Consider the following 18,523-nt stretch of genomic DNA (forward strand, 5'->3'; position numbering starts at 1 on the left):
ATCACCAGCATTTCAGGGATGTGCGCCGGCGCCGATACGAGGGTAACGGAGTGAGATGACGTCTCACTCCGTTTTTTTGCTTAACTTTTATCGCAGCCGCGCGGAAGCACCCAGGATGAAACCGGTTTGTCATGCTTCGCGTAGTCCGCCACTGGTATGACCTCGCCGGTCAGCCGCTCCACTTCATCGATGCTCACCAGATAAGTGTCCAGATTCCGCTTCGTCGCCTCCGGCGAATTCGGCATCACCCAGGCAATGGCCTGCTCGTTTTGTCCGGACCCGCGAATAATCACCTTCCAGAAGGCATCCGGCGTCGCCACGCCGTGCGACTGAATAAAATAGTCATCCTCCGGATTGTTGCCCCAGATCACGCCGCCGACCACCAAGAGTTCGTCGATGTCGCGGTAGCATTCGACGATTTCCTCGGTCAGAAGCCAGGCGCCGCGATTCATGTTCGCGGCCTGGGGCAGGATATTCGTCATGTAGTTGCTCTGCCGGATCGCCGTCTCCGAATAATCCAGATGATTGGCGGGCACCAGATGGCCTCGGTCATAGTTGTTACCGTAGGCCTTGGCACTCACCTGCTGACAATCTTTCGGTACCTCCGGATCGATCCGGAAGGAAGAGGCCCTGGCCTTATTCCCGCTGTCGCGCTGAGGGTTGTACCTAAACTTGACAGGGCCTCTCCGCTCGCAATCCAGCCAAACGGTAAAGCCCTCGTAGTCCAACTGCTGGAGATTTCCCCCGGCGCCGATACCGCCCCGGAATGACCCCATCGCAGGAATCGCCGTAGGCCGCATGATTTGAGCTGTCGTCGGCGCCGTTGCGCAAGCGATCAGCGATATTGTCAAAGACGCAATGATCGCACTCAGGTTCGTGATTTTCACTCGATAGACTCCATGTTTCGGTTGGCCAAAAGGCCGTTATGATAAACGGCGATCGAGCCAATACGAATCGAGATGAAATAACTGAATCTCTGCGGTTTTCCCTTCGCCTATTGAGGAAGAGACCGGGCGCTTGAATTTTATCGTTATATTAAAATATCGCCATACCCTGGCGGAAGCGCGCCACTTGCCCTACTGCCGGGGTCAAGGTTCGCTTCTCGGCCATCGGAAGCAAAAACAGAATAACTTACAGAATCAGCCTTATGGATACCCAGCACACCATGTCCAGTCATCCAGGATGACGGCAATCCCTGCCAGCATCAAGGCTTGTCAATGAGCATTTCTTTCAATCGCAATGTCTGAGGTGAATAATTGAAACGTTCCAAGGCTTTCATTCAGGCAGAAACCTCATTTTATGCATAAAATCGCATTTATCGGCCCCTTGTATTTGGCGGATACGATCTGGGCCGTGATATCGCTTCATAGCTGGCTTTATATTTCGATTGCCGTGGCGGTATTTTCAATCCTCTCCCACTGGCTGAGAAAATATTGGCTCTAACCTGCTACGTGGCAAGGCCGCATCCTGCGGCTAGGCATACATGATGCGGTGATCGAACAGGCGGCCGCTGAAACAACGCTTTTCGACATAAGGCGAGGTCATCGCCGCCAGCAGCGCCGCGTAATTGAGATGGAAGGACAGGACGTCGCCGAGCCGGATGGTCCCGGCCAGCGCGGAGACATCGAGCCCCACATAGTCGCTGGATGCGCCGACTACGGTGGCCGGCGCAAGCGGCGTGATGCCTTCGACGGCGACATCCTGCCGCCCGATATTGACCAGCGCATGCAATATGTCGCCGTGATTCTCGAAATGGGGATGGCCGCCGAAGGCGTCCTCGCCATGCTCACCCTTGAATGCCGAAGGCTTCCTTTGCAGTTCGACGACTTCGGCCTGCAGTACGAAGGCATCCTGGTAGGTGCCGGGCCGGGGCTTTCTGTGGGTGGTTTCGCGCCCGAGCAGGATCGCCTCGCCGATCCGGGCATGATTGATGCGGCCAGGCAGCCCGCCCCCGGCCATAAGAATCAGGCCGCTGGAATTCAGGCCCGAGACCCAGTCCAGTGAGATCGCGCAGGTTCGTTCGATTTCGGCGGCCAGCTCGGCAAGATAGCGCATGTTGCTTCGGGTCGGCACGGTGCCGCTGAAACAGGCCAGGTTGGTGCCGATTCCTTTCAGCCGGATGCCTGCCAGCGGCATCAGGGACTTGGCGAGGTCGACGACCCGATCGGGCCAGATTCCCTCGCGCAAGTCGCCCAGATCGACCATCAGGACCACCTCGTGCACCCTGCCCTGGCGCAACGCCGCGGCCGACAGCGCTTCCAGCGTCTCCGCCTCGGAATTCAGGCTGACGCCGGCCCAAGCCGTCACTTCATCGACCCGGGACAACGACGGCAGGCGCAGCAGCATATAAGGCGCGTCCAGACCGGCGCCGCGCATCCTTTGAATATTCTCCAGCCGGGAGTCGGCGATGCCGGTGACGCCGCCGCGCAGCATCGCCGCCGCCACCTGCGGATGGCCGCAGACGGCCTTGGTCACGCCGCTGACACCGACGCCGTGGCTGGCGCACAAATCGACGATGATCCGGGCGTTATGCTCGATCCTGTCCAGGTCGATGTTCAGAACCGGGTAAGCCATCGTTTATCGATCTTGCCCTTGCCACCTGCGCACCAGAAAACTGGCGACATCGCGCCCGGTCGTGCCATGGCCGAAGCCGGTGTCCATGCCGCATTCGCGCGCCAGACGCTCGTCGATGCGGGGGCCGCCGGCGATCAACAGCACCTTCGGGCGCAGGCCGCGCTCGGCCGCCAGGCGCGCGAGTCGCTGCATATGCTGTTTATGGATGTCGGCATGGGTCACGACGGTCGAGATCAACACCGCCAGGGCGCCGGTTTGTTCGACCTTGTCCAGCACCGCCTCGATCGACACCGAAGAACCGAGGTTATGGCAAAGAAAACCGTATTTTTCGATGCCGCCATGTTTGATGTCGAGGATCTCGTGCAGGCCGACCGTGTGCTCGTCCTCGCCGACCGTGGCGGCGACGACATGAATAGCGCGCGGCCGCACCCAGGCCTCGATCTCGTCATCGGCCAATGGCTGTATCTGGCTGAATGCCGGCAGCGCGTTTTTGTCGATGACCAGATCGACCGTGCCCTTGATCTCGAACAGGCTGCCTTCGGCCGGATGCATGACCCTCTGGTTGATCACTTCCGGGTTGTTGAGTCCCATGTGGCGGGCGATCTCCAGCGCCGCCTGCATCGCGGTATGCGGTTCGTCCGGAATGAACAGGGTAAGACAGACGACGCCGTCGCCGTGTTTTTCGACCTCGGGCCTGAGCAAGCCCTGCGCGCGTTCGGCCAGCGGAATCTCGAGGCGCCGCATCACGTTGTCCTCGTCATCGGCCTCGTCGATATAGCGGATTTTGGCCGGGTCGCAGAGGGTGCAGCCGCCGTAGTCACCGCACGGCTTGCCTGCCTTCCCGGCATAACGGTTGGCGCCGAAGTGGCTGCAGACCGGCGCGCCGTAATCGGCGGCGCGCCGAATCACCGTGGCGGCGCAGTCGCCGCCTTCGGGATCGCGCACGATGCCGTCGCCGCGGCGTTCCGGGTAGTAGCCGGAATCGACGAAATGGCCGGCCTCCACCGCCTGGTAATAGCCGCCTTGGGCCAGAATTTCCTCCAGAAAAAGCACCGCCCTCTCCTTCAATTCGCGCACCTGTTCCCTGAAGGCGCCGTCCTGCCTGATGTCCAGCAGTTCATCCAGGCCGTCCAGCCCCATCAGCGTCTGCCGGGCCGTGTTGACGCCGGCGATGTTGTTATAGTGCCAGGGAATGTTGCGCCCTTCATCCGGGGTGATCGTGCTCTGGATGTCGGTCTCGGTCAGCCGCGATATCAGCGTGTCGAGCACATGCGACACCGTCGTTTCAACCATGTCCGCCTCCATGTAGCGAGTGTTCTGCTGGGCGCGGAACTTGTAACCCTTGAACAATTCCCTCAGCGCGACCGCATAAGGCAGATCCAGCCGCAGCTTCGGCGCCGGCGGCGCGGTCGGCGGCACGGTCGACAGCGCGATCTGCACCGGGGCCATGCCGGCCGCCCGCGAATAGGCGGTATTGACCGCATGCTGCACGAAAAGCTCCGGCGTCACCTTCCAGGCCTCCTTGGCGGTCGCGTTGGCGTTGTGCGCGCCGTCGAGCTGCAGGATGCCGGCATCGGCCATGATCTTTTTCGACTCGGCCGCATCGACGAAGGAGCGGTGCATGTTGATGTCCCGGTACAGCACATTGTATTGCGGGTCCTGGTGGGCGCCGTTGACGCCTTCCTCGACGAACAGCACCGCGATCTCGGGTCCGGCGACGCCGCTGACATAGGAATGAAAATTGATCGGCCTGCCGACCTCGTCCTCGATCGCATCCAGCGCCTTGCGCGTCGCCCGGATCTGCTTCCTCGAAATCGGAATGCCGCCGACGCCTTCCGGCGTGCCCTCGATCAGTCCGTCGATGTGCGACTGGCCGGTCGTGCGGATCACCATGATGTGGTCGGCGCCGTGCCATGCCGCCATGCGCATGCGCCGCAGATCGTCCTCGAAACGGCCGGAGGCGATCTCGGTCGTGATCACGAGGTCGCACTGGGGGTCGATATGGGAAAAATATTCCGCGGCCGGCAGCGGCACCGACCGCTTCAATCCTGGCGAAGTGTCCTTGTAAATAAAAGGACCGATCGTCTGCTCGGGAAGGCGTTGGCGCCAGACCCAGCCCTTGCGCCGGGGCCGGTACTGGTCGAGATCCCTGAGCACTTCCAGGATGTCCAGTTTCTCGTTGGGATCGAGTTTCATGGCTTCAGCTCCTGCCAGTATTGGCCGTTCAGCAAGGCCTCGCCGGCCGCCCGCACCGAGATGCCCTTGCCGAGGGCCAACTGCAGGACCAGATGGCCGGCGCCGTGACCGAGCATGCCCTGCCTGTGCATGCGGTCGACCAGCGCTTTGGCTTCGGCGCTGGAGAAACCCATGCGCAGCAGCACCGAACGCTCGATGCCGGGACTGGTGTGGGTGCGCGCTTCCTCGACCAGGGGCTCGGTGATGCGCTCGACCAGGCTCCAGAAGCGGCTGTGCAATTCGGCGTCCGACAGCTCCCTCAGGTGCTTGCGGCGGGTCTCGAAATCATCCGGTCTGTCCAATGAGCTCATCGATCATCTCCTCTACGGTAGTTAGGTCGAGCCGGGTCTCGGCGGCGAGAAAAGCGAAGTCGGCCGCGGTCAGTGTATCGTGTTTTTGCAGCGATTGTAGGGCGTTATGCAGATAGGAGCGCCGCACCCGTTCCAGGTCGACTTCGGCGACCGCCAATTGCTCGGGGCATTCCGGAATCACGATGCTCTGCCCTGGCTTGCTGGTCTTCGGGTCGCCGCGTCTGATCTCGATGCCCATGCGCCTGGCCAGATTCAGCTGCGCTATGGGATGCTTGCCTGCGCCCGTGTATTCGGTCTCCTGCACGACCACGACCTGCTCTTCGCGCAGCGCCTGGGCGATCACGAAAGCTGCGGCCAGCGAGGTGTTGCCGGCCGGCCCACGCTCCAGCCCCTCCAGTTCGGCCAGGGCCTGGGTGATATAGAACACCTCGCCCTGGGTCACGGTCACGAAGCGGTCGATATAGCGCAGCGCCCGGGCCGCGTTGCGCGGCACGTCGGCCCGGTCCGGCCAGGTCGTGAACGGCAGCGAAAACCCGGTGTGGCCGGTCGTGAACGATTTGCGGTTGAAGTCGCGGTCGGACGCCATGTGCAGCCCGGACAGGTCGACGCTGGCGGCGATGATCCGGCTCTCACTCGCTCCGGCCTTGATCAGGCCGCGCGCGGTGCCGGTCACGTTGCCGCCGCCGGCATGCGTCACGACGACCGCATCGGGAAAGATCCGCTCCCGTTCGAACAGCTGCTGCGCCAGTTCATAGCCGAGGGTCTCGATGCCCTGAACCGCGTAGGGCGTGTAAAGCGAGGCGTTGAAATAACCGGTTTCCTTCAGCAGTTTCAGAAACACATAAAACAGTTCAGGCCCGACCGACAGCCGGATCACCTCGGCGCCGTAGGCTTCGCAGGCCCTCGTCTTCTCGGCGATTTCCGGTTGCGCGACGCCCTGGCTGTCGAAGGCTTCCTGCACGATGATGCAGCGCAAACCGGCCTTGGCGGCCTGCGAGGCGATCGCCGCGCCATAGTTGCCGCTGGTCGCCGCAATCACGCCGGGATAGCCGCGCCGCCTGCCTTCATGGACGGACAGCGAGGCCCGCCGGTCCTTGAACGAGCCGGAAGGATTGGCCGCCTCGTCCTTGACGAAGATGCGCGCGCCGTTGCCCGGTGGCGCCAGGAGGCGCGCCAGACGCGTCAGGTTCTCGAGCTCGACCAGCGGCGTCGCGCCGACCGCAGTCCGGCGCTGCACCTCGACGATACGGTCGATATCGTAACCGGTCTCGGCCATCAGGCCCTCGTAATCGAACGCCAGGACGCCGGTCGCATATTTTTGATAATCGATGCCGACCGACCGGCGCATGATCTCGTTGCGCTGGGCCATGATGGCCTGGTAACCGTCAGCATTCATCGCTCGGCTTCCGTTCTGCAAGCAAATGCCTGAGTTCCTGTCCTATCGAAGAAAGCTCGGGAACCGGCGGGCCGAAGCCGTGCCGATAGGGCGGATTGACCGCGCTGAGCCTGCCGCGCAAACGGCGCCCGGCCGCGGTGACGATCTCGGCCTCTTCGCCGAGGCCGGCGGGTTCTGCAAGAAAACCCTTCACGCACATCTCCAGGGGGACCCTGGCGGTGTCGTCCGGCACCTGGGGCGCCCGTTCGCCGGGTTGCAGCACGATGTTGTGAATTTCGACCCAGACGCCTTTTCCGATCTTCTCGGTCATCTCCACCCTCCTTTGGCTTGCCGCGCGAAGCGGGAAAAGTTTGCATTCCCCGGCATCGCCGCCGGCACCGGCAAATCCGCCATGCAATAGAGGCCCGGAACGGCCCCGACGACTCGCGGGATCATGTTGACCGCCAGGGCCTCGGTGGCCTGGCCTCCCGGTATCTCGGGACGGCCTTGAATATGCAGGTAGGGAGAACCTTTGATGTCGATGCTGTCGCCGGTTTCGACGCCTTCGAGGTGGGGATGGATCTGTTGCGGATGGATCAGGCGGATCACCGTGCGTCCCTGCCGGTAGGCGGTCGCGGCGTGCAGGCAGCCGGCGATCTGCCCCGGCTCGACCGTGACGAATGGGGTTTCGCGCCTGACTTTCGAGACGATCGGTTCGCGGGTCTGCTCGATACGGTCAAGGTCCCAGCCCAATGCGGCGGCGATCATCCGCAGCGACTGTTCGAATCCGATATGCCCGACCACGCTGCCGTTCTGGAGCCCCCGCGCGAAAGCCTCCGGCGTCAGGCCGACGCCCTGGCTGGCCAGCACGGTCGGGCCATAGGGGGAAAGGTCGTTAATGCGCCTGGCCGTGATCGCTTCGACCTCGGCGCAGACTCCGGTCAGCAGGATGATCAGCAAGTCGAGAACGAAGCCCGGATTGATACCGGTGCCGAGCACCGACGCGCCATGGTTGACCGCAAGTTGATGCAGCGCTGCGGCCCTGCTCGGCGACTTCGCCGCCGGATAGGCCATCTCCTCGGCGATAGAAATCACGTTGATGCCGCGCTCGATCAAAAGGCTCAGCTCTTGCCAGGCATCGTCCAGCGTCGAACAGGTCGCCTGGATCGCGACATGCGGTTGCGTTTGGTCGATCAGCGCGACGAGATCGGTTTTGACCGGAATGCCGAGCGCCCGATCCAGCCCTATCGCCAAGCCCAGATCGATGCCGTCCCGCTCCCTTCTTCTGGCACAGGCGCCAACCAGTTGCAACGCGGGTTTCCGCAGAATCAAGCGGGCGATGCCGGAGCCCATTTGGCCGGTTCCCAGAACCACTACACGAATCAAATCGCCCATGCCCACACCCCGGTGCCAAGAACAATCACGGCTTTAATCTTACACGAGAAAATTCCGCTATGGGAAACCGTTATTCTTCGGAAGGATTGCCTAAGCACTCGGCTTCGTAATGCTTCTGCAAGGCATATTTGCGGCGCGCGTTAGGTTCATAATGCAGGTCCAGTAACTCCTCCGCCAGCCGCTGACACTCGTTCTCGTACCACTGTCCAGGGTACTGATAATATTTATTGTACATCCAGGAAAACCCCTTGGAGTCGCCCCGGTAAATCGTCGAAGAATCCAATTCCAGATCAAGCGGTTCCTCTTCGGCATTGCCAAGGAACGGCAATAGGAGAAAAAACCATAAAAATAACCCATTTTTCATATAACCCTCCCGTTGAAACCAGGCTTCTGCAAACTTTCCAAAAGTGTGAGCCCGTTAAAATCAACCCGCCAGGAAATGACACATAATCTGACCCGCCGACAGGGATTGGTGTTCTTACAGATCGAGTTCATCGGCTGTGATTTATAACTCTCAAGAACGGTCTCATTATGAAAAAATTTTCTAAAATCGCTGTTATCGGCCTCCTCGCATCCGGCTTTTTAGGGGCTGCACACACTTCGTCGGTTATCGCCGCGCCCAAATCCAACACCACACTCAAAGGCTCCCTGCCAAAAGGCAAACCCTTTCAATATCTTAATGCCCGCATCGATTCGCTTCAGGCGCAAATCAACAAACTGATCGGCCAGGTGTCGAGTTTAGAGGCTTGGCAAGCAAAAGCGGAAGCGGCCCTCATCACGTTGGAAAAAAACACGGCCGACAACGCCGCCGCGATCGCCCTGTTGACGAGCGAGCTTGATAACATCAAGAGTATTCTCGATACGAAACAAGACATTATTACCGGCACATGCCCGGATGGCCAGTACGTTTACGAGATATCCCAGTCGCCATCAACTTTGATATGCCGCGCCGATTTAGGCACCAATGGCTTGACTGCCTTCACTGTGCAAACCACTCAAGAGATTGCAGCCACCAGCAGCGCTGTTGTAGCGGCAGAATGCCCAACCGGCAGCGTTCCGAGCGGCGGTTCATATGAGGCGGCTCCCGGTCTAACACTCACTTCATCAGGCATCGCCAATAATGGCTATTCCGTTGACGCCGCCAACACAACCGGCGCGGCACTCACCTTAAATGTAAACGCATCGTGCGTAGGCGTAGCGCCTTAAGGCAACTCTGAATAAATAGGTTTTAGGCAGGTCTACTTGACGAAAATAGCCGAGCTCCACAATCTGACGCCCACTTCGGGGTAATTTTCGTCCATCGCTCCCGTTTTTCCAGAGCGATGGACGGATTGATCCCTACCCCCCATCAAAAGCCTCCAGAACCTGATAAAGGAATAAAGAGGCAGACACGATATTTCCTGAGCGGTTTATGCTGTCCCTCCCCTTTTTAGATCGGTCAAGGCATACGTTGGGCGACCGAAGCTTGCGGTAAACTATTGCTCACCACAACTCCGCTGCAACTGGTGGACAAACGATAAAGCCGCTTGCCCACCGCAACTTGAGGTGTTCCTTAGCTGGCGAGTTTGAAATCGGCCAGCAGGGTCATCCGGCCGAAACCCGAAGCTTTCTCGTAATAACGGCGGTCGGCGGTCACCAGTGTGGCTCCGGCGGTGTTAAGAGCCACCGCGTGTATAGGGTATCGAACAAGTGATGCCGGCAACGGATCGCAAGATCCATGGCCGTGGCGTAAATATCCGGCTCCACGGAAAAACGGCTATCGACCACGATAATCATGGCCGACCGTCTTCCCGCGCCGCCCGCAGCTCTTCATCGGTCATGGCAGGCGCATGTTTACGCCGTTCCAAAATTCTTGCAATTGCCTCATGACTGCGCTGTTTACGCTGTGCGCGTTCGACGGCTTCACGCATCAAATCGGCGATAACGGCGCTCTTGTTCTGGCCTTTGTAAGCTTCATTAAACGCATCTTTAACGTCATCCGGCACACTGAAATTCACGGTAGCCATAATGGCCTCCTTAATTGTTGAAATTTTCAACAAATTATCCGCCGTTGCCGGACTAATAGCAATGATCGCTCGAAGTCGTCGTTATTAAGTACCTGTGCCTAATTATTCAGACGACATCATCAACTATGTCACTGTTTTTATTGACCGCTTTTCGTAAGCAGCCTAAAAATACCAGGTTTATTTTGCACATGCACTTATCAGGAACTCGCCAAGGGCTTTGGCGTCCCCGAATAGGCGTTTATGTTTGCCAAAACCAAAGCCAATGAAGTACGTGTCAAGTCCCGGGAAATTAAAGCCTTAACGCCTGGAGTGAAATCGGCTAACAGCGGGTTAGCTCATCCAAACGGGATATTGTTGCCCGCCCCAGGAAAGCCGTATCGATAATGGCTATGGCTTGCCGCGCAAAGCTGCCTCATGAAATAAACGCACTAGCGGTGCATAGCGGCCATGCACCATGGCATGTTCCATTGCAGCGTAATACATCGCCCTGTTTTCGCCATCGAATACCGGCGGCATCAGCCGGGCATTCAAGCACTGCGCCATCACCAACGCTCTGCCTACACGCCCATTGCCGTCACCGAACGGGTGAATCGCAATAAACCAGGCATGCGCCCTGGCAATTTCCTCCAGGTTTGATGCGCCGCTCATTTTATATACCCATCGATTGACCTCTTCGGGAATATCCTCCGGCAATGTGGTATGCATATCGGCAAGCTTGCCCATCACACGTATCTTGTCGGAATAGAAACCTGCGTTCTCATGCACGCCGCGCATCAAAGCCACATGCAAGGATTTGATGCTCTCTTCCGTAATCGTCATCGATTCTCCATGCTCAACTATTTTCCTCCATAGCCATCGATGGGTAAAAAACGTATTAATCGCTTCATGAAATGTCTGCCTGTCCATATTTTTGGGCAGTTTTTCTTCATCGATCACCTTATCGAAATCCGCTCTGGTCATATCGGTTTCAATTTCAATGGTGCCATAACTGATGCGGCGCAAGAACGGCATAAAAAGCGCTTCGTTTTTCGGCATGTCATCCGGCAACAACACCGGAGCCAAAGTCTGCCTGGGATTATCCCATTCTGGAATAAGGATATGCCTGCAATACAGCACATCGATATCCAGGCGATGCTCAGGCTTGATGGATTCCGGCCTGTCGCGCCAGTTGAGAAGTGACCTGCGAGAAACGCCAATTGCTTCCGCAAGCTTTGTCGAATAAGCAAAATGCGTCTGCAACCGATCAAGTTTATCTATATTGCTTATTTCACGGTATTTCATCGTGGGTTACAGGGTTTTCCGGCGATTGATCGAGATGGTAACCAATGCGAGAAGTAATATCAAATATTAGCGATATATTTCTCACAAAAAAACAACCGCTGTGGATGGCTTTGCTGCATAATTCGAAAGCCGGATGAGCCTTGCAGGGTGGACGGCGCTTTTCTGCCTACCGAATTTGATTCAAACGGTGGGCAAACGATAAAGCTGTTTGCCCACCCTGTTATAAACATGTCAATGCCGGAGATATTCTCGCGCCGTTGGACGAAGAATGGTCGAGCGATGCTAACAATCTGTGACACCCACATTCTGCTGTTTTGGGCAGATCAACACAAACGTCTTACGAGCGCCGCACGGGAGATGGCGGGTAACGTGTTTTTGGTGTCTGCCCCTTTATTCCTTTGCATTGTTTATTGTTATGGCCCCCCGCCCCTCAGACCGGACGAACAGTTCGACATTTAGGATAACCACTACAACCCCAAAATTGGCGGCCTTGATCATCACCGCTTCGAGCCGTTCTTAACAGCATCGGTTTACCGCATCTTGGGCATGAGTTTTGCCCTTGCTGCGGTTTTTGCTCGACAATCATCTTCACATGGTTAACATGGTCGAGATGGGTTTTGATCGAGGGTTTAAGACGCCCCGTTTGAATTTTATGGCAAATCTCCCGAACCTCGCTATCGCTCAGGATCGGCTGTTGTTTGCTTTTGATAAACCGGATATAGCCGCCAGCATAAACGACATGCTCGGGCATCGGCGTTTTGAACTCGCTGTCTCCGATAAATACGACTAAGGAAAACAGCTTATCCGCGCCAATTCCTAAAGCGGATTCCAGGGTTTTCGTATGCTTGAAATTCTGGCGCAGTGGATTTTGAAATTTGCCGGTGTAGCGATAAATCTTCTGCGTCCAGAATTCTTGCCGTGGGCCGCCAAAGATCCAGCCTTTCATGTTTTTGGTTTCGATCACAAACACGCCGTAGCGCGACACAATGACATGGTCGATTTGTGTGGTTCCGTCCTCCGTTGGCAAGGTGACATTTTTGAACAGTGTGTAGATCTTCTTATCAAGAAACAACTTGGCGAGGACGTTGACTTGAAATTCACCTACAACGCCCTTCATGAAGGGCGTTTTCAACAAACTAACAATCATCAACAAAAGAAACAACCACCAGTAGTTAGCTAACAGTGGAGCAAATGCTTGTATGAAAATTTTGGTTAAATCCATTCCGTTCTCTCTTGGGTTTTAATGTATTCTGCCACCCTAATGCTCGGTGTCATATTGTGTAAACGTTATAACGTATAGCCCCAAAAGAACCGTCGCCCTCAAGCTGGCCATTGACGTTGCTCATTCTAAAGCCTAGATTGTGTCAGCGAATTTTTCTAGGTATGCTATGAGATTACGGACTAAACTCAGATTGCTTGCTAACATTGGCGTATTGATAACCGAATGGAAATAATCGACAACATCAACCACTTGTTGGGTGAAAACCTCAAACGGACGCTCAAAACCAATGCCAAGCTCAAAATTGCCGCATCCTGTTTTTCGATCTATGCCTTTGCCGCTTTGAAGCGAGAACTCGAACGCATTGACTCGCTTGAATTTATCTTTACCGCGCCGACCTTTGTCCCCCACGAAGTTTCCGATAAAATCAAGAAAGAGCAACGCGAATTCCATATCCCGAAAGCCGGCCGGGAGCGCAATTTCTATGGCAGTGAGTTCGAGATACAACTCAAGAACAAACTGACGCAACGGGCGATAGCCAAGGAATGTGCCGATTGGATGCGCCGTAAGGCCACCTTCCGCTCCAATCGCAGCAAAGCTCCGATGCAGCAATTCGCCTGTGTCGACAACAACGCCAATGCGGCTATTTATATGCCGTTGCATGGCTTTACGGCGGTCGATCTGGGCTATCAAAAAGGCGATGCGGTTTCGAATATCGTCAGTAAAATGGATGAACCGTCCAATACCCAGTTTTTTTTAAGCCTGTTTGATCAAATCTGGAACGACCCGGAAAAACTGGAAGATGTCACCGCCAGGCTCTGCGAACACATCGCCTCGGTTTATCAGGAAAATTCCCCGGAGCGCATTTATTTCCTGATGCTTTACAACATCTTCAACGAATTTCTGGAAGATTTGAATGAAGACGTTTTACCGAATGACCGTACCGGCTATCAGGACAGCCTGATCTGGAAAAAGCTGTTTAACTTTCAGAAAGACGCCGCCACCGGCATCATCAACAAACTGGAAACTTATAACGGCTGCATCCTGGCAGACAGCGTGGGCCTGGGAAAAACTTTTACCGCCTTGGCGGTGATTAAATATTACGAACTCCGCAACCGTTCGGTATTGGTGCTGTGCCCAAAAAAATTGGCCGATAACTGGCTGACTTACAACCGCAATCTCACCACCAACATTTTTGTGAAAGACCGCTTCAACTACGACGTGCTGTGTCATACCGATTTGTTGCGCACCAGCGGTGAATCCTATGGCATTCCATTGAATCGTATCAACTGGAGTAACTACGATTTAGTCGTTATCGACGAATCGCATAATTTCCGCAACAACGATGCCTTTAAAGACCGGGAAACCCGCTATCAAAAGCTGATGAATGCGGTGATCAAACAAGGGGTAAAAACCAAAGTGTTGATGCTATCCGCCACACCGGTCAACAATCGCTTTGCGGATTTACGTAATCAGCTGGCCCTGGCTTACGAGGGCGATTCCGACAACCTCAGTCAAAAGTTACGGACCGAAAAAGACATCGAGACCATTTTCAACCGCGCCCAAGCGGCCTTCAACGCCTGGTCCATCTTGCCGCCGGAAGAACGCACCGCTTCAGCGATTCTCAGCGCCTTGGATTTTGACTTTTTTGAACTGCTCGACAGCGTTACCATTGCCCGCTCGCGCAAACATATCGAGACTTTCTATGATACCGCCGATATAGGCAAATTCCCTCAGCGTCTCAAGCCGTTGTCGTTTCATTGTCCGCTGACACATCGCGACGATGTCATTGGCTTTAATGATATATTCAATCAACTTTCGTTACCGAGACTGGCCGTGTATGCCCCGATCAGTTACATTTTGCCCAGCCGTCTTTCCAAGTACGAAGACCTGTACGATACCCAGGTCAGTGGTAAAGGCACACTACGGCAAGCAGACAGGGAAAGAAGTTTGCAAGCGTTAATGACCACCAATCTGTTAAAGCGCTTGGAAAGTTCGGTGGAAGCATTCCGACTAACTCTGCAAAGCTTAAAAGACAATCATCAGAAAACGCTGGCAAAAATTGACGACTTCATTAAAACCGGTCAAGCCGCCAATTTTGCCGATACCAGCGCCGCGTTTGAAAATGTCGACGAAGACGATGAAAGTTTCCCGATGCCAGACGATGCCAGCATCGGCAACAAAGTCCAAATCAATCTGGCGGACATGGACTTGCCTTCCTGGCAGCATGACTTGAATGCCGATTTATTCGTCATCGAAGGTTTATTGCAAGAAATGAGCAAAGTCGGCCCCGAAGACGACGCCAAACTTCAGCACCTGAAAAGCCATATTCATGGCAAACTGGCAAACCCGATTAATGCCGGCAACAAAAAGGTGCTGATATTTACCGCCTTCGCGGATACCGCCAATTACCTCTACGAGCATCTGGCCGATAGCCTGCATGCCAGTCATCATCTACACACCGGCAAAGTCACCGGAAGCGACAGCCCCAAGTCCACGTTAAAAAAATCCTACGACTTTCAGTCGCTATTGACCCTGTTTTCTCCGCGCTCCAAGGACAAAGCCGCCATCTTGCCCACGGAATCCGCTGAAATAGACATCCTGATCGGCACCGACTGTATTTCCGAAGGCCAAAACCTGCAAGACTGCGATTACTTGATCAATTACGACATACACTGGAACCCGGTTCGCATCATTCAGCGATTCGGCCGGGTGGATCGGATCGGCTCGCAAAACAACTGCATCCAATTGGTCAACTATTGGCCGGACATCAGCCTGGACGAATACATCAACCTCAAGGAGCGGGTTGAAAACCGCATGATCATTGCCGACGTCACCGCCACTGGCGATGATAACGTGCTCAGCACCCAATCCCACGATGTCGCCTATCGCAAAGAGCAACTTCGCCGCTTGCAGGAAGAAGTCATTGAAATGGAAGACCTGAAAACCGGCGTATCGATCACCGATTTAGGCTTGAACGATTTCAGGATGGATTTGCTCAACTACGTTAAATCCAACGGCGACCTTGCCAATATCCCCAGTGGCATGCACGCCGTGGCGCCTGCAAATCGCGCAATTGGCTTATTGCCGGGCGTGATCTTCACCCTGCGTAACCGTAACCACAGCGTCAACATCAACCAGCAAAACCGCCTGCATCCCTATTACCTGGTGTATATTGGACAAGACGGCAAGATCATTACCGATCATACCGAAGTCAAACGCTTGCTGGATTTAGTCCGCACCGCCTGCAAAGGCCAGCATCAACCGATTAGTTCGGTTTGTCAGCTTTTCAATCAAGCGACTGATGACGGCCGCAACATGCAGGCTTACTCCAACTTGCTCGATCAAGCCATCCGCTCGATGGTCGATGTCAAAGAAGAGAAAGACCTCGATAGCCTGTTCAGCGGCGGCAAAACCACCGCCTTGATTAACACCATCGCCGGCTTGGACGACTTTGAGCTGATCACATTTCTAGTCATTCAGGAACAAGCATGAGCCGAGCTTTGTTTGCTTATCCCAAACAAGCTCAGTTTGGCCGTGTACTGCCGAAAAACAAAATCTACGAACACACATCGCCCAGCCCGGCATTGAAAGCGCTGTTTGTTCAGCAGATCGATCAAATCGTCTGGCAATACAAGCTGGCTCCGGAAACGATCAACCTGCCCGCCAAACCGGCGGTCCCGGAAATTCAGATATTCGACATCACTCTGAAAACAGCGGAACTGGACCACGATGTGTTACGCTGCATCGATAAAGCCATTCCGTTTCCGATTATTTTTCAGCTTTCTCATGACAACCGTATTCAAACTATCGCTACCTATAAACGCCCGAGCGAAGCCGATAACAACAAATGGGTGATAGACGGCTATTTTGCCGATGATTGGCAACCGATAGAAACGCCAAGGCAACCCTTGCCGGTAGCCCTGGATTTGCAAGGCTTGTACGAGCAACTGCTCCGCCGGCTTTTACCTTTGCCACCCCGCGAGCAGGAAGCATTGAAAAATCATGTCGAACGTCTAGCGCAATGGCATGGCAAACACAACGAATATCAAAAACTGCAAGCAAAGCTGAATAAAGAAAAGCAATTCAATCGCAAGGTTGAAATCAACGCCCAGCTTCGCCGCCTGAAAACCGAATTAGAACAGCTCAGCTAAAAACGAAATATCCCTCACATGGACAAACTGAAACTGCACACCCCTGACTTTACCGAAGCCAACATTACCAAACTTGCCGAATTGTTTCCCAACTGCGTCACCGAAAATCGTGATGCGCAAGGCCAAGTCAAACGGGCGATTGATTTCGATCAGCTCAAACAAGAGCTTTCCAACTCAATTGTGGAAGGCCCGCAGGAGCGCTATCAACTTAATTGGCCTGGTAAACGTGAAGCTCTGTTAACCGCGAACGCGCCGATTGCCAAGACCTTGCGCCCCTGCCGCGAGGAAAGCGTCGATTTCGATACCGTAACCGTTCACGCCCCCGAAGCCGAAGGCAAGCAAGCTAAAGCTGGGAATGGCAACCGGAAGGAGACATGCCCCTCCATCACCCCTTGCCAGCAAACCGTCCGCAGGGTCTGATAGACATTGACCTTGAGCCGCTTGCACGTCTCAATCAGGGACAACATCATCGGCCGAAACTGATTGCCCCGATGTGATTGCGTGAAGAAGCTGATTTTCCGCCAAATGACATACGGTCGCAGACTTTGCTCCGCAGCGTTGTTCGTCATCGGCACGCCTTGATATTTCAAAAACGTCCACAGCCGTGGGCTGTCGCGCAAAAGCTTGCGACAGGCGTGGCCGGTGCGCGTATCGCCATGGGTCGTTGCGGTGCGTTCCAGGGTGGCTTGAAAATGTTGGCGTAAGCGCTGCAAACGCCTTCGGTACAGCAAGGATTGGCAACCGCTGTGCTGCCAGCGCTTGCCGCAGTGCACCACCAGGCGGGCCAGGCGCAACAGGTAAGTGCCGTCTTCCCCGGCTTGTCCCGAACGTCCGGAGATTTTCTCCAGGTTGCGGATGATGTGTGCCCAGCAGTACTGATGCCGGTCGGCGTCATAATCGTTGTAAGCGCCGTGCCGGTCGGTGACCAGAATGCCGTCGAAATCGCCCAACAGTTCCCGGGCCGCCTGTTTGCCGCGCGAATAATGGGTCATAAAATAAGCCGCCTGCGGCGTGCTCAAGGACCACAGCCAGTAGCGGCTCTTCCCGCGAAAATGGCTGGTTTCATCGGCGTGAGCCAAGCCCGCGTCACGCACCTGGTCGCCAATCTGTTGGTAGACGGGCAACAGCCAGTCGATCACCGGCGCTTGGGCTTCGCTGATCGCGCCCAAGCTGAAATCCAGCTGCCACTGCTCCGCCAACAGGCTCTCGATTTGACGCAGACTCAAGTGGTATTGGCTGTTCAGCAGACTGATCCAGGCGATCAAGCCGGGGCCCATTTGCCCGCTCGGCACGTCGTCCGGCAAGGCCGCGCGATGACGCGCCTTGCACTGTCTGCAACACCCGCTATAACAACGGTGCTCGACCACTTGGTAACGCACTTCCGGCAAGTCGAAAACTTGATGTCGGCGATAGCCGTCCATGACGACCTCGCCGCCGCAAGCACACTGGCTCTGCGGATAATAATGTTCGATCCGATCCACCGCTGAGGCATCCCAAAGCGCGTTCGTGCTTGCCATGCCCCGGCTGCGCGCCTTTCGCACGCCCGGTCGGTTTTTTCGACGGCCGCTCTGCGCGTTGCTTGGGGCTGTCTTGCGACGGCGGCTTTGAGGAGTTCTCCGAATGCGTATTGAGCTGCTCTTCCAGCTCCGCTTGCCGTTTTTGCAGTTCGACCAAAAGCTGCCACAGCGCGGCAATGAGCTGCTGCGCTTCTTCGAGGCTCTGCGGGACTGGCGCCGGTTGACTGAGATCGATAACGAGTTTTGACATATCGCAATTTTCTAACAAGCGGCCGGGCTTTGGCAAGGGCGTGAACGGTTACCCAAAAGCTGCCACAGCGCGGCAATGAGCTGCTGCGCTTCTTCGAGGCTCTGCGGGACTGGCGCCGGTTGACTGAGATCGATAACGAGTTTTGACATATCGCAATTTTCTAACAAGCGGCCGGGCTTTGGCAAGGGCGTGAACGGTTACTCGAT

18 protein-coding genes and 1 pseudogene are annotated in these 18,523 nt (G+C 55.7%); 5 read left to right on the top strand and 14 right to left on the bottom strand.

Annotation, left to right across the window (positions count from 1 at the left end; translation table 11 throughout):
* Nucleotides 1–80 precede the first annotated feature (80 nt).
* From ACEPPP_RS07615 to ACEPPP_RS07650, 8 genes are all read right to left on the bottom strand, one after another.
* On the bottom strand, nucleotides 81–887 hold the full coding sequence (locus tag ACEPPP_RS07615) for a DNA/RNA non-specific endonuclease (protein ID WP_374090434.1): 807 nt from the start codon (nucleotides 885–887) through the stop codon (nucleotides 81–83).
* Between the two features lie 586 nt (nucleotides 888–1,473).
* Nucleotides 1,474–2,574: an alanine/ornithine racemase family PLP-dependent enzyme gene (locus tag ACEPPP_RS07620; RefSeq protein ID WP_374090436.1), complete on the bottom strand. Its 1,101-nt coding sequence runs from the start codon at nucleotides 2,572–2,574 to the stop codon at nucleotides 1,474–1,476.
* 3 nt (nucleotides 2,575–2,577) lie between these two features.
* Entirely contained in the window at nucleotides 2,578–4,770 is a 2,193-nt protein-coding gene (gene oraE, locus ACEPPP_RS07625; protein ID WP_374090437.1) for a D-ornithine 4,5-aminomutase subunit OraE, read from the bottom strand.
* Nucleotides 4,767–5,120: an ornithine aminomutase subunit alpha gene (locus ACEPPP_RS07630; protein WP_374090438.1), complete on the bottom strand. Its 354-nt coding sequence runs from the start codon at nucleotides 5,118–5,120 to the stop codon at nucleotides 4,767–4,769. Before ACEPPP_RS07630 ends, oraE begins: the two co-directional genes overlap by 4 nt.
* A complete protein-coding gene (ortB, locus tag ACEPPP_RS07635) occupies nucleotides 5,095–6,516 on the bottom strand; it encodes a 2-amino-4-oxopentanoate thiolase subunit OrtB (RefSeq protein ID WP_374090440.1) in 1,422 nt (473 codons plus the stop codon). Before ortB ends, ACEPPP_RS07630 begins: the two co-directional genes overlap by 26 nt.
* Complete coding sequence (ortA, locus tag ACEPPP_RS07640; RefSeq protein ID WP_374090441.1) at nucleotides 6,506–6,826, bottom strand: 2-amino-4-oxopentanoate thiolase subunit OrtA; 321 nt, start codon at nucleotides 6,824–6,826, stop codon at nucleotides 6,506–6,508. Before ortA ends, ortB begins: the two co-directional genes overlap by 11 nt.
* Entirely contained in the window at nucleotides 6,823–7,890 is a 1,068-nt protein-coding gene (gene ord / locus ACEPPP_RS07645; RefSeq protein ID WP_374090442.1) for a 2,4-diaminopentanoate dehydrogenase, read from the bottom strand. The genes ortA and ord overlap by 4 nt, the downstream gene beginning before the upstream one ends.
* Nucleotides 7,891–7,960: 70 nt before the next feature.
* Complete coding sequence (locus ACEPPP_RS07650) at nucleotides 7,961–8,254, bottom strand: hypothetical protein (protein WP_374090443.1); 294 nt, start codon at nucleotides 8,252–8,254, stop codon at nucleotides 7,961–7,963.
* A gap of 167 nt (nucleotides 8,255–8,421) precedes the next feature.
* Between ACEPPP_RS07650 and ACEPPP_RS07655 the strand changes: the two genes are divergently transcribed.
* Complete coding sequence (locus ACEPPP_RS07655) at nucleotides 8,422–9,096, top strand: hypothetical protein (protein WP_374090444.1); 675 nt, start codon at nucleotides 8,422–8,424, stop codon at nucleotides 9,094–9,096.
* Nucleotides 9,097–9,662: 566 nt separating this feature from the next.
* Here the strand turns inward: ACEPPP_RS07655 and ACEPPP_RS07660 are convergent.
* From ACEPPP_RS07660 to ACEPPP_RS07670, 3 genes are all read right to left on the bottom strand, one after another.
* Nucleotides 9,663–9,896 carry a hypothetical protein gene (locus ACEPPP_RS07660; RefSeq protein WP_374090445.1) on the bottom strand — a complete coding sequence of 78 codons (234 nt, stop codon included), beginning with the start codon at nucleotides 9,894–9,896 and terminating at the stop codon, nucleotides 9,663–9,665.
* A 387-nt stretch (nucleotides 9,897–10,283) separates the two neighbouring features.
* Nucleotides 10,284–11,177: a Fic family protein gene (locus ACEPPP_RS07665; RefSeq protein WP_374090446.1), complete on the bottom strand. Its 894-nt coding sequence runs from the start codon at nucleotides 11,175–11,177 to the stop codon at nucleotides 10,284–10,286.
* A gap of 430 nt (nucleotides 11,178–11,607) precedes the next feature.
* Nucleotides 11,608–12,399 carry an NERD domain-containing protein gene (locus ACEPPP_RS07670; protein WP_374090447.1) on the bottom strand — a complete coding sequence of 264 codons (792 nt, stop codon included), beginning with the start codon at nucleotides 12,397–12,399 and terminating at the stop codon, nucleotides 11,608–11,610.
* 222 nt (nucleotides 12,400–12,621) lie between these two features.
* On the opposite strand from ACEPPP_RS07670, the gene ACEPPP_RS07675 reads away from it, so the two are divergent.
* Genes ACEPPP_RS07675 through ACEPPP_RS07685 form a run of 3 tightly spaced genes read left to right on the top strand, consistent with a single transcriptional unit; the run spans nucleotide 12,622 to nucleotide 16,970 of the window.
* The gene (locus ACEPPP_RS07675; RefSeq protein WP_374090448.1) at nucleotides 12,622–15,891 is read left to right on the top strand and encodes a helicase-related protein; all 3,270 of its coding nucleotides are present in this window, start codon (nucleotides 12,622–12,624) and stop codon (nucleotides 15,889–15,891) included.
* A complete protein-coding gene (locus ACEPPP_RS07680; protein WP_374090449.1) occupies nucleotides 15,888–16,550 on the top strand; it encodes a DUF4391 domain-containing protein in 663 nt (220 codons plus the stop codon). Before ACEPPP_RS07675 ends, ACEPPP_RS07680 begins: the two co-directional genes overlap by 4 nt.
* 18 nt (nucleotides 16,551–16,568) lie before the next feature.
* Entirely contained in the window at nucleotides 16,569–16,970 is a 402-nt protein-coding gene (locus ACEPPP_RS07685) for a hypothetical protein (RefSeq protein ID WP_374090450.1), read from the top strand.
* On the opposite strand, the gene ACEPPP_RS07690 is transcribed toward ACEPPP_RS07685, so the two are convergent.
* Nucleotides 16,865–18,067, bottom strand: a complete 1,203-nt coding sequence (locus ACEPPP_RS07690; RefSeq protein WP_374086727.1) for an IS66 family transposase — start codon at nucleotides 18,065–18,067, stop codon at nucleotides 16,865–16,867. The two genes, ACEPPP_RS07685 and ACEPPP_RS07690, sit on opposite strands and share 106 nt — an antisense overlap.
* Nucleotides 18,068–18,110: 43 nt before the next feature.
* Nucleotides 18,111–18,224, bottom strand: a pseudogene (locus tag ACEPPP_RS07695) (DUF6444 domain-containing protein); the annotation flags it as partial.
* Here ACEPPP_RS07695 and ACEPPP_RS07700 point away from each other — a divergent pair.
* On the top strand, nucleotides 18,171–18,314 hold the full coding sequence (locus ACEPPP_RS07700) for a hypothetical protein (protein ID WP_374090960.1): 144 nt from the start codon (nucleotides 18,171–18,173) through the stop codon (nucleotides 18,312–18,314). The pseudogene ACEPPP_RS07695 and the gene ACEPPP_RS07700 overlap by 54 nt on opposite strands.
* Nucleotides 18,315–18,328: 14 nt before the next feature.
* On the opposite strand, the gene ACEPPP_RS07705 is transcribed toward ACEPPP_RS07700, so the two are convergent.
* Nucleotides 18,329–18,466, bottom strand: coding sequence for a hypothetical protein (locus ACEPPP_RS07705; protein WP_374090452.1), 138 nt, complete (start codon nucleotides 18,464–18,466; stop codon nucleotides 18,329–18,331).
* Between the last annotated feature and the right edge of the window lie 57 nt (nucleotides 18,467–18,523).

The sequence above is a fragment of the Methylomicrobium lacus genome, assembly GCF_041897535.1.
Lineage (GTDB): Bacteria > Pseudomonadota > Gammaproteobacteria > Methylococcales > Methylomonadaceae > Methylomicrobium > Methylomicrobium lacus_A.